Here is an 11,412-nt window from a genome sequence, read left to right on the forward strand (position 1 = left end):
AGACAACCATGAGCCACAAACCTGAACCCATTTTTGGAACCACTTTGTTTGACGGTGACCAAGCCCAAAAAGGCTATGCCCTCAACAAGATGTGCTACTCGTTCAACAGCGCTGACAACCGCAATGCCTTCAAAGCCGACGAAGAGGCGTACATGGTGCAGTACGGCTTGAACGCACAGCAAGCCGACGCCATTCGCACACGCGATGTGCTGGGTCTGATTGCAGCCGGTGGCAATGTGTATTACCTCGCCAAGTTCGCTGGCATTTTGGGCTTGGACGTGCAAGACCTGGGCGCGGCCCAAACCGGCATGACCAAAGAAGAATTCAAAGCCAAGCTGCGCGCTGCAGCTCACCAATAAACATCAAGGAGACACACCATGGCAAATATCGTTGGCGGCCTCGCCTCATCACACATCCCATCCATCGGCGGCGCGATTGCCAAAGGCATTCAGCAAGACCCGTATTGGAAGCCCTTCTTTGATGGCTTCCCACCCATTCACGAGTGGTTGGGCAAGGTCAAGCCCGATGTGGCGGTGGTGTTTTACAACGACCACGGTTTGAACTTCTTCCTCGACAAAATGCCCACCTTTGCCGTGGGCGCTGCAGCGCAATACAACAACGCCGATGAAGGCTGGGGCATTCCCACCTTGCCACCGTTCAAAGGTGCGCCTGATTTGTCATGGCACATCATCAACGAGCTGGTGGAGAAAGAATTTGATGTGGTGACGTGCCAAGAAATGTTGGTTGACCATGCGTTCACTTTGCCGCTCAAGTTGTTTTGGCCAGGCGACACATGTCCCGTGTTGACCGTGCCGATTTGCATCAACACCGTGCAGTTCCCATTGCCATCGGCCAAGCGCTGCTACAACTTAGGCAAAGCCGTGGGTGACGCCATTCGCAGCTGGGACAGCGATTTGAATGTGGTGGTGTTGGGCACGGGTGGTTTGAGCCATCAACTCGACGGTGAACGTGCTGGCCACATCAACAAAGCGTTTGATTTGGAGTTCATGGACAGCCTGCAAAAGAACCCCGAGTGGGCCACGCAGTTCAGCATCCACGAGTTGGTTGAAAAGACCGGCACGCAAGGTGTGGAGCTGGTGATGTGGTTGGCCATGCGCGGCGCTTTGGGCGACCACGTGAAGCCTGTGCACCAGAACTATCACATCCCAATTTCCAACACGGCCACAGGCGTGATGGCGTTGGCGACTGAATAAAACAAAACCCCAAAAGAAAAACCCCGCCGGTGAAAACTGGCGGGGTTTTTTGTTGCTTCGCAAAAAGCGAGGCAGGTGAGGTTGCTTACATCGTGTCGATGAAGCTGCGCAGTTTGTCGCTGCGGCTGGGGTGCTTCAACTTGCGCAAAGCCTTGGCTTCGATTTGACGGATGCGCTCGCGCGTGACGTCAAACTGTTTGCCCACTTCTTCCAAGGTGTGGTCGCTGGCCATTTCGATACCAAAGCGCATGCGCAGCACTTTGGCTTCGCGTGGTGTCAGACCATCCAAGATGTCTTTCACCACATCGCGCAAGCCTGCTTGCATGGCAGCTTCGATAGGCGCGGTGTTGACGCTGTCTTCGATGAAGTCGCCCAAGTGGCTGTCGTCATCGTCACCGATCGGTGTTTCCATCGAGATTGGCTCTTTGGCGATCTTCATGATCTTGCGGATCTTGTCTTCTGGAATTTCCATCTTCTCGGCCAAGACGCTGGCATCTGGCTCGAAACCAAACTCTTGCAAGTGTTGGCGGCTGATGCGGTTCATCTTGTTGATCGTTTCGATCATGTGCACAGGGATACGGATGGTGCGCGCTTGATCGGCGATGGAGCGCGTGATCGCTTGGCGAATCCACCAAGTGGCGTAAGTCGAGAACTTGTAGCCGCGACGGTATTCAAACTTGTCCACGGCCTTCATCAAGCCGATGTTGCCTTCTTGGATCAAGTCCAGGAATTGCAAGCCACGGTTGGTGTACTTCTTGGCGATTGAGATGACCAAACGCAAGTTGGCTTCGATCATTTCTTTCTTCGCGCCGCGTGAGCTGCGTTCGCCGGCGTTCATGCGTTTGTTGATGTCTTTGAGTTGTTCCAAAGGCACGACCACGCGGGACTGCAAGTCAATCAGCTTTTGCTGCAAGTCTTGCACCGGAGGGATGTAGCGGCCCATGGTGGTGGACCATGGTTTGCCAGCCGCCGCTTGCTTTTCCACCCACTTGAGGTTGAGCAAGTTCGGTGGGAAGTCTTTGATGAAGGTGGCTTGTGGCATGCCGCACTTGTCCACAATGATGCGACGCAATTCGCGTTCGTTTTTACGCACATCATCCACTTGGCCGCGCACAGATTCGCACAACTTTTCAATGGTCTTCGCGGTGAAGCGAATGCCCATCAACTCGGTGGTCAAAGCCGTTTGTGCTTTCACATAAGCAGGTGTGCCGTAGCCTTCTTTGTCGTAGGTTTTGCGGAGTTTTTCGAACAACACAATCATGCGGTCGAAACGCTCCAAGGCGGCGTTCTTCAACTCTTCCAGTTTCTTGGTCAGAGCCTTAGAGCCACCTTTGCCGTCGTCGTCATCTTCTTCGTCGAACTCGTCGAAGTCTTCTTCGGCCACATAGTCGTCGGCTTCGTTGAGGTTGTTGAAACCGTCAACGATGGTCGAGATGACGACTTTGTTTTCACGAATGTCTTCGGCCATGACCAGCACAGCAGCGATGGTCGCTGGTGAGCCGCTGATCGCAGCCATCATGTCCATCAAGCCTCCTTCGATGCGCTTGGCAATTTCAATTTCACCTTCGCGGGTCAGCAACTCGACCGTGCCCATTTCGCGCATGTACATGCGCACGGGGTCGGTGGTGCGGCCGAATTCGCTGTCCACGGTGGACAGCGCGGCTTCGGCTTCTTCTTCGGCTTCTTCTTCGGTCGCTGCCGTTGGGGTGTTGTTGTTGAGCAGCAGGGTTTCTGCGTCAGGGGTGTGTTCGTAAACAGCCACGCCCATGTCGTTCAACATGCTGATCACCACTTCGAGGGTTTCAGCATCGACCAGCTTGTCGGGCAAGTGGTCAGAAATTTCGCCGTGCGTCAGGTAGCCACGTGTCTTACCGAGTTTGATCAGGGTCTTCAGACGTGAGCGACGCTTTTGCATGTCTTCTTCAGACAGCACGGTTTCGTCCAAACCGAATTCTTTCATCAAGGCACGTTCTTTGGCCTTGCTGATTTTCATGCGCAGGGGTTTGACTTTTTCTGCACCGGCTTCGACGACAGGTTCGCCTTCGAGGTCGGCTTCGATGTCGCCGAGGTCTTCGTCATCAGCCCCGGCTTTTTTGCCTTTGGCTTTGGTGGCTTTTTTAGCAGGGGCTTTTTTGGCCGCTGCTTTTGGCGCATGGGCTTCTACGGCCGAAGTTTTTTTCTTGGTGTCTTCTGCTTTGGTTGTCTTAGCAGTTGTTTTTGATTTCGATGCGGGCACTGACTTGGCTTTCGTTGCTGGCTTGGCTGCCGGTTTGGCAGCTGTTTTTGCAACGGGTTTTGCGGTTGGCTTAGTAACTGCTTTGACAGCGGCTTTGACGGGGGGCTTGGCTGCTGCTTTGGGCGCAGCAGGTGCTGGCTTTTTGCTCACAGGTTTAGCAACCGTCTTGGCCACAGGTTTGGCAGGCTTCTTGGACTTGCGGTCAACGGGCATGAAAACTCCTAGACATCAAAGAAACAAATACACAGCGCCACAAAAACCCGGCGCGGGAAAAGAAAAAGGGGGGTGAAGTGTGAACCTCTAGAAGCAAGCGGATTGGGCGAACATTTGGAATGCAGTCCTTGCGGTAAGGTGGCGAGTCGTGCGCTTGTGTCACGGTTAGCCGGGCCCGGAGGTGCTGCTGTCGCACTTGCTAAGTGTGGATTATACCCAAAAATGCGACATTGAATTAGCCGCAGGCGCGTCAGTCTTGGCTTTCGACCAATTTTTGCGGGATCAGGCCCAGCTGTTTGCGCCGCTCAAACAGTGCTTTGTAGCGCTGCATGGCCGTGGGATCAGCCGCGGCCTCAGCAATGGCCTCTTTCATTTGCGCGTCTAGGCTTTCAAACAAAATTTTGTTCAAGATGCCGCGCAGCTCTAAGCCCGCTTCTTTGCGTTGTTGCTCTGGCGTCAGGCTTTCGGGCATGGGTTTGCCTTCGTCGTCCAGCAAGGGCGTGAAGGCCGAGGCCATCACGCGCAGGGCGAGATCTTCCGATTCATGTTCACGCAGGCCTTCGCGCAGCGCGCCCCAGGCTTGGTTGCCGTGTTCGTGGTGTTGGTGGTCCAGCCACACAAACAGTGGGCCGTGGGGTGGGGCCAGCTCGCACAAGAGGTTGTGGTCTTCGGTGGAGAGGTCTTCCCACAAGTCCATGTGCGAGAGCAGCACCCGCGCGGCGTGGTCGGCGCGGCCTTGGGGAATCAGCCGTGTGCCGCGCTTGTAGGTTTTGGGCGCGTAGGACTCGCGGGGTTTGAACTTGGATGATTTTTTAAATTCGCCCGTGCGTGTAGGCGCAGCAGCAGGGGCCGCGGGCATCCACAGGTCTTGTAGCTCGTGGTTGCCTAGATCGGCCAGCTCGGCGATTTCGCTGAGCAACTGGCGCTTGAGCGCGCCATCGGGCAAGGCCATCCACATGGGCTTGGCGTTGCTGGCCATGTGGGCGCGGCCTTCCGCCGTGTGCAAGTCACAACCTTCGCGGGCCACTTCGATCAGAAAGCGGCTCAGCGGCATGGCTTCGGTCACGCAGTGGGCAAAGGCTTCTTTGCCAAATTCGCGGATGTAGCTGTCGGGGTCGTGCTCTTGCGGCAAGAACAAAAACTTCACGCTGCGCACATCGGTGGCGTAGGGGAGTGCGCCATCCAGCGCTTTGCGTGCAGCGCGGCGACCCGCACTGTCGCCGTCAAAGCTGAACACCACGTTGTCGGTGAAGCGAAACAGTTTTTGTACGTGGTCGGTCGTGCAGGCCGTGCCCAGCGTGGCCACCGCGTTGGGAAAGCCCAGCTGTGCCAAGGCCACCACGTCCATGTAGCCTTCGGTCACCAGCACGTAGCCGGCGTCGCGCAGCGCATTGCGGGCTTCGAACAAGCCATACAACTCGCGGCCTTTGCTGAACACAGGCGTTTCTGGTGAGTTGAGGTACTTGGGTGTGCCCTCAAACAACACGCGGCCACCAAAGCCAATGCACTCGCCCTTGACGTTGCGGATGGGGAACATCATACGGTCTCGGAAGCGGTCGTAGCGTTTTTCTTCTTCGCCGTCTTCTTGGTTCACGATGACCAAGCCACTCTCTGCGAGCAGCGGGTCTTGGTAGTCGGGGAACACACTGGCCAAGCTGCGCCAACCTTCTGGCGCGTAGCCCAGGCCAAATTGTTTGGCGATTTCGCCACTCAGGCCACGGCCTTTGAAATACTCAATCGCTTTGGGTGAGTTGCGCAAATGTTTGCGAAATGACTCGCCTGCTTTTTCCAACACGTCGGTGAGCGTGGCTTGTTTTTGGCGTTGCTGTGCCGCACGCTCGCGGTCTTGCGGCGAGGCGTCGTCTTCGGGCACTTGCATGCCGACGTTTTGTGCCAGGTCCTTCACCGCTTCGACGAAGGTCATGCCCGCGTGCTCCATCAAGAAGCCAATCGCATTGCCGTTTTTGCCGCACCCAAAGCAATGAAAAAACTGTTTCGCGGGACTGACCGAAAACGAAGGCGACTTCTCCCCGTGGAACGGGCACAGCCCCATGAAGTTGGCCCCGCCCTTTTTGAGCTGCACATAGCGACCCACCACCTCGACCACGTCGACGCGGGCGAGAAGTTCTTGGATGAAGTGCTGGGGGATGGCCATGTGAGAGAAAAGCGAGAGAGCACAGATTCTAGGCAGGCACTCCCGCCTTTCCCACTTGGCCAGTTCTTTATTTCGGTGCCAAACGAATCGCGCCGTCCAAACGAATCACTTCGCCATTGAGCAAATCGTTCTCAAAAATGTGCAGGGCCAGCTTGGCGTAGTCCTGTGGGGTGCCCAAGCGTGAAGGGAAGGGCACGCCTGCAGCCAGTGCGTCTTGCACTTCTTGGGGCATGCCAAACAACATGGGCGTGCCCATGATGCCGGGGGCGATGGTCATGTTGCGAATGCCATTGCGTGCCAGGTCGCGGGCGATGGGCAGGGTCATGCCCACGATGCCGCCTTTGGAGGCGCTGTAAGCGGCTTGGCCAATTTGGCCGTCGTAAGCCGCCACGGATGCGGTAGAAATCAACACCCCGCGCTCGCCGGTGGCTTCGGGTTCGTTGTGGCACATGGCTTCAGAGGCCAAGCGAATCATGTTGAAGCTGCCCACCAAGTTGATGGTGATGGTGCGGGTGAAGTTGCTCAGCGCATGTGCGCCGTTTTTGCCCACGGTTTTTTCGGCAGGCGCCACGCCCGCGCAGTTGACCAAGCCCATGAGTTTGCCCAAGGACACGGCTTTGGCGACCACGGCTTGGCCGTCGGCCTCGTTGCTCACATCACATTTCACAAAGGCGCCGCCAATCTCTTTGGCCACGGCTTCGCCTTTGTCGGCTTGCATGTCGGCGATGACCACGATGCCGCCTTTAGCGGCGAGCGCACGTGCCGTGCCTTCGCCCAAGCCCGATGCGGCGCCGGTGACGATGAAAACTTTGCCTTTGATGTCCATGAGGGTCTCCCGTATTTTGAAAGTTGGTTTACGTTTACGTAAACGTCAATTATGCGGGATGCTGAGCGCTTGTGACGGCCATCTAGGACAATCCCTAGTTAGAGATTTATTTGTTAAGGCTTTTGCATGAATTTGCGTTTGTTGTTTGCACCGTCCAGCGCGCGTGCTTGGGTGTTGGTTTTGAGTTTGGCTGTGTTAGCCGGCTGTTCTTCGCGCGGGCCTTTGGCGCCCACAGAAAGCGGCCAACCAGAAACGCCCGTGGCCAAACGTGTGCCCAAGTTTGGCTTGGCCTTGGGCGGCGGTGCGGCGCGTGGCTTTGCGCACGTGGGCGTGATTCAGGTGTTGGAAGAAGCGGGCATCAAGCCCGACTTGGTGGTGGGCACCTCGGCCGGTAGCGTGGTGGCCGCGTTTTATGCCAGTGGCAAAGATGGTGCGCAGTTGCAAAAAGCAGCCGAAACCATGGAAGAAGCCACCATCACCGACTGGACTGTGCCTTTGCTCGGACGCGGCATGATGCGCGGCGATGGTTTGGCCCGTTACGTCAACAAGCAAACGGGTGGCCGTCGCATTGAAGAACTGAAGATGCCTCTGGGCATCGTGGCCACCGATTTAAAAACCGGCGATGGCATTTTGTTCCAGCGCGGCGATGTGGGCACGGCGGTGCGCGCGTCTAGTTCGGTGCCTTCGGTGTTTGAGCCGGTGCGCATTGGCAGCCGAGAGTTTGTGGATGGTGGCTTGGTGTCGCCTGTGCCTGTGCGTTACGCGCGTCAGATGGGGGCCGAGTACGTGTTGGCCATCGACATTTCTAGCCCGCCCGAGTCGGGCAAAACCGGCGACATGTTTGACATCTTGATGCAGACCTTCACCATCATGGGCAAAAGCATCAACAGCTTCGAACTCCGCGAGGCCGACCTGGTGGTGCGCCCCGCTTTGAACGATGTGGGCAGCGCCGACTTCAAATCCCGTCGCCGTTCCATTGAAGCAGGCCGTGCTGCCATGTTGCAAGCTTTGCCCAAGCTCAAAATCGCTTTGGCTGGGCAATAAGCGTACAGATACAAAGGCGCAAAAAAAAGGGGCCCGCCTTGCGGCGAGCCCTTGAAGGGATTCCTGCACCCTGAGGTGACGAAGAATCCGAGGAGACAATCGTTACAAATTAACGCTTCTTAGCAGCGCTTTTTGAAGCTTTCACAGCTGTTTCAGTGGCTGTTTGGATGTGTGATTCGGCCAAGTCAGCAGCTTGCTTGACGGCTTTTTGCACAGATTCCACAGCGGTGTTGCTGGCAGTCACGGCTTGCTTGAAGAAAGCCACAGCTTGCTCAGAGCCAGCGGGTGCGTTTTTCAAAGCAGATTCGATGTAAGCCTGAACAGCTTGTTGGCCTTCGGCGGCTTTGCCTTCGAAGCCTTTGGTCAGGTCAGCGCCAGTGCCTTGAGCGATGTCATAGATGTGGCGGCTGTAAGCAGCAGACTTCTCAGCCAAAGGCTGCAAGAAGCTGGTTTGCAAAGCGATCAGTTCTTGTGCGTCTTTCACGCCCATCACGGCTTGTGCGTGAGCAGCAGACTCGGCCAAAGCGGCGCGGCCAGCGGTGAGGTTGAGTTCAACCATTTTTTCAACGCCAGCGAAGGCCTTGTTTGACAAACCGAACAGGTTGTCCAAGTTGGCTTTGTTGGTGGCGGCGATTTGTTCGACGTTGATCATGTGAATACTCCAGAAAGTTAAGTGAGCTTGCAAAAAATGTTGCGGTGCAGCATTGGGATGAAGTTTAGGGTTATCCCGGAGCTTTGCAAGAGGGTTTGGGGCTTTGACGCTCTGTTTAGAGGTGAGGTTCTAAAACCTAAGGTTTTTGCAGATTGGTGACAATGCAGCCTTGTTTCATGCGGTTTCCAAGGGATATGCGCGCTTTTTATTCGGACCAATTCGTATTGCCCTTGCCGCCCGGCCACCGCTTTCCCATGGCCAAGTACCGCCTGCTGCGCGAGCGTTTGGGTGTCGATGTGCCTGACGTTGAGCTGGCTGCCGCCGAACCCGCCAGCGATGGCGAGCTGGCGTTGGTCCACACGCCCAGCTACATCCAGTCTGTTGTACAGGGCACGTTGAGTGATGCCCAGCAAAAAGAAATAGGCTTTCCATGGACACCGGCGATGGTCGAGCGCTCACGCCGCTCGGCAGGCGCCACGGTGATGGCCGCTCGCACCGCCTTGTTTGGCGGGCAGGGCGTGTCGGCCAACCTCGCTGGCGGCACGCACCACGCGTATGCCGACAAAGGCAGTGGTTTTTGTGTGTTCAATGATGCCGCCGTGGCCACCCGCCTCATGCAGGCTGAGTGGGGGCGTGTGCACAAGCAGCCTTTGAAAGTCGCCATCATTGATTTGGATGTGCACCAAGGCAACGGCACAGCGCGCATCTTTGAGCGAGATGCGCAGGTGTTTACCCTGTCGATGCACGGGGCGCGTAACTTTCCGTTTGACAAAGAAGCCAGTGATTTGGACATTGAACTGCCCGATGGCTGTGACGATGCGGCTTATTTAGAGGCGCTAGAACACGCCTTGACTGAGCTAGAGGCTCGCTTTGACCCAGGCTTGGTGATTTACCTGGCGGGCGCTGACCCGCACGAGGGCGACCGCCTGGGGCGCTTGAGCCTGAGCTTTGATGGCCTAGAGGCCCGTGACCGCCGAGTCTTTGACTGGGCGTGGTCCAAACGCATTCCCTTGGCCTTTTCGATGGCGGGTGGGTATGGCCGTGACATGACCGACACCGTCCAGGTGCAAATCAACACCTACCGTGTCGCCTATGCGTACTGGCGACGCTGGCAAAATCTGACCAAAGATCTAAATCAAGAAAAGGAGACTCACCCATGACCAATTCAAACGTGGCCGCCGTAGACCAAGCCATCACCTCACGCATGTCAGCGCGTGCCTTCACGCAACAAGCCGTGTCGCGCGAACTCATCACAGACATTTTGCAAGTGGCCAGTCGCGCGCCATCGGGCACCAACACCCAGCCTTGGAAGGTCTATGTGTTGCAAGGTGCCACACGTGATGCGTTGGTCGACAAAGTGTGCGCCGCTCACGAGGCCATTCGCGCCAACCCCGAAGTGGCCAAGCAATACCAAGAGCAATACGACTATTACCCCGCGCAATGGGTCAGCCCCTACATCGACCGTCGCCGTGAAAACGGTTGGAGCCTGTATGGCTTGTTGGGCATCGGCAAAGCCGACAAAGACCGCATGCACGAACAACAGCAACGTAACTTCAAGTTCTTTGATGCGCCTGTGGGTTTGATGTTCACCATCGACCCCATCATGGGCCGCGGTTCGATGCTGGACTACGGCATGTTCATTCAAAACATCATGGTGGCTGCGCGTGCGCGTGGTTTGCACACCTGCCCGCAAGCGGCTTGGAATGCATTTCACAGCATCATCTTGCCGCACATCAGCGCGGGCGAGGGCGAGATGCTTGTGTGCGGTATGTCGTTGGGCTATGCCGACGAAACCGATAAGGTCAACACTTTAGTCACACCGCGTGTGCCCGTGGATGAGTTCACCCATTGGGTAGCCTAATTTTTAAAGTTGCTTTCACATGATCATCACCAGCCTGCTCGACACCGACCTTTATAAATTCACCATGATGCAGGCTGTGCTGCATCAGTTTCCCAGTGCGCAGGTGTCGTACAAGTTCAAGTGCCGCAATCCGGGTGTGCAGCTGGCGCCGTACGTGCAGGAAATTCGTGACGAAATTCGCTCGCTGTGCAGCTTGCAGTTTCAAGATGCCGAGTTGGCTTGGCTGCGCAGCCTGCGTTTCATCAAGAGTGACTTTGTGGATTTTTTGGGGCTGTTTCGCCTCAACGAAAAATACATCCAAGTGAATGCGCTCTCGAATGGCGAGATCGACATCAGCATCCAAGGCCCTTGGCTGCATACGATTTTGTTTGAGATTCCCGTGTTGGCCATCGTCAACGAGGTGTACTTTCGCAACACGCAAAAAGTGCCCGATTTCTTGGAAGGGCGCAAGCGCCTGGATCAAAAAATTCAAGCCTTGCATGCCGAGCGTTTGAGCGATTTGAAAATTGCCGACTACGGCACACGCCGCCGCTTCTCGAAAGCGTGGCATGAAGAAATTTTGCGCGTCTTGATTTCTCGCTTGGGCACGGGGTCTGAAGGGCAATTTGCCGGTACCAGCAACGCCTTGTTTGCCATGAAGCTTGGCCTCACGCCCTTGGGCACCATGGCGCATGAGTATTTACAAGCGTGCCAAGCCTTGGGCCCACGCTTGCGTGACAGCCAGGTGTTCGGTTTTGAAACGTGGGCGCGCGAATACCGTGGTGACTTGGGCATTGCGTTGAGCGATGTGTACGGCATTGAGCCGTTCTTGCGCGATTTCGACATGTACTTTTGCAAACTGTTCGATGGCGCGCGTCACGACAGTGGCGACCCCTTCACTTGGGGCGAGCGCATGATTGAGCATTACCGCAACAACCGCGTAGACCCGATGACCAAGACCTTGATTTTTTCGGATGGCCTCACCATCGAAAAAATCATCGCGCTGTACCAACAGTTCCGTGGCCGCTGCCAACTCGCGTTTGGCATTGGCACCAACTTGACCAATGACCTCGGCTACGAACCCTTGCAAATCGTCATCAAGATGACGCAATGCAACGGACAACCCGTAGCCAAACTGTCGGACACACCCTCTAAAAATATGTGCCAAGACGAAAAATACTTGGCCTATTTGCGCCAGGTGTTTGACATTGCACAGCCTGCTTAAAGGCGTG

The 11,412-nt window shown here is 56.1% G+C and carries 10 protein-coding genes; 6 read left to right on the forward strand and 4 right to left on the reverse strand.

Features of this window, described 5'->3' with window-relative positions:
• Positions 1-8: 8 nt before the first annotated feature.
• Together QMG15_RS05300 and QMG15_RS05305 are read left to right on the forward strand one after the other, a co-directional pair.
• Positions 9-359 carry a protocatechuate 4,5-dioxygenase subunit alpha gene (locus QMG15_RS05300; protein ID WP_281789840.1) on the forward strand — a complete coding sequence of 117 codons (351 nt, stop codon included), beginning with the start codon at positions 9-11 and terminating at the stop codon, positions 357-359.
• 18 nt (positions 360-377) lie between these two features.
• The gene (locus QMG15_RS05305; protein ID WP_281789841.1) at positions 378-1,214 is read left to right on the forward strand and encodes a class III extradiol dioxygenase family protein; all 837 of its coding nucleotides are present in this window, start codon (positions 378-380) and stop codon (positions 1,212-1,214) included.
• Between the two features lie 85 nt (positions 1,215-1,299).
• On the opposite strand, the gene rpoD is transcribed toward QMG15_RS05305, so the two are convergent.
• From rpoD to QMG15_RS05320, 3 genes are all read right to left on the reverse strand, one after another.
• Positions 1,300-3,663 carry an RNA polymerase sigma factor RpoD gene (gene rpoD, locus QMG15_RS05310; protein ID WP_281789842.1) on the reverse strand — a complete coding sequence of 788 codons (2,364 nt, stop codon included), beginning with the start codon at positions 3,661-3,663 and terminating at the stop codon, positions 1,300-1,302.
• Positions 3,664-3,913: 250 nt separating this feature from the next.
• Complete coding sequence (gene dnaG, locus QMG15_RS05315; protein WP_281789843.1) at positions 3,914-5,818, reverse strand: DNA primase; 1,905 nt, start codon at positions 5,816-5,818, stop codon at positions 3,914-3,916.
• Between the two features lie 67 nt (positions 5,819-5,885).
• On the reverse strand, positions 5,886-6,644 hold the full coding sequence (locus QMG15_RS05320; protein ID WP_281789844.1) for a 3-hydroxyacyl-CoA dehydrogenase: 759 nt from the start codon (positions 6,642-6,644) through the stop codon (positions 5,886-5,888).
• Between the two features lie 126 nt (positions 6,645-6,770).
• On the opposite strand from QMG15_RS05320, the gene QMG15_RS05325 reads away from it, so the two are divergent.
• On the forward strand, positions 6,771-7,688 hold the full coding sequence (locus tag QMG15_RS05325) for a patatin-like phospholipase family protein (protein WP_281789846.1): 918 nt from the start codon (positions 6,771-6,773) through the stop codon (positions 7,686-7,688).
• Between the two features lie 109 nt (positions 7,689-7,797).
• On the opposite strand, the gene QMG15_RS05330 is transcribed toward QMG15_RS05325, so the two are convergent.
• Complete coding sequence (locus QMG15_RS05330; protein WP_281789848.1) at positions 7,798-8,340, reverse strand: phasin family protein; 543 nt, start codon at positions 8,338-8,340, stop codon at positions 7,798-7,800.
• Between the two features lie 194 nt (positions 8,341-8,534).
• On the opposite strand from QMG15_RS05330, the gene QMG15_RS05335 reads away from it, so the two are divergent.
• Genes QMG15_RS05335 through pncB form a run of 3 tightly spaced genes read left to right on the forward strand, consistent with a single transcriptional unit; the run spans position 8,535 to position 11,405 of the window.
• On the forward strand, positions 8,535-9,500 hold the full coding sequence (locus QMG15_RS05335) for a histone deacetylase (RefSeq protein WP_281789849.1): 966 nt from the start codon (positions 8,535-8,537) through the stop codon (positions 9,498-9,500).
• Positions 9,497-10,201 carry a nitroreductase gene (locus QMG15_RS05340; protein WP_281789850.1) on the forward strand — a complete coding sequence of 235 codons (705 nt, stop codon included), beginning with the start codon at positions 9,497-9,499 and terminating at the stop codon, positions 10,199-10,201. Before QMG15_RS05335 ends, QMG15_RS05340 begins: the two co-directional genes overlap by 4 nt.
• A 19-nt stretch (positions 10,202-10,220) precedes the next feature.
• Positions 10,221-11,405, forward strand: a complete 1,185-nt coding sequence (gene pncB, locus QMG15_RS05345; RefSeq protein WP_108360125.1) for a nicotinate phosphoribosyltransferase — start codon at positions 10,221-10,223, stop codon at positions 11,403-11,405.
• Positions 11,406-11,412 lie beyond the last annotated feature (7 nt).

Origin of the sequence: Limnohabitans sp. INBF002 (genome assembly GCF_027924905.1) — a bacterium.
Classification (GTDB): domain Bacteria; phylum Pseudomonadota; class Gammaproteobacteria; order Burkholderiales; family Burkholderiaceae_C; genus Limnohabitans.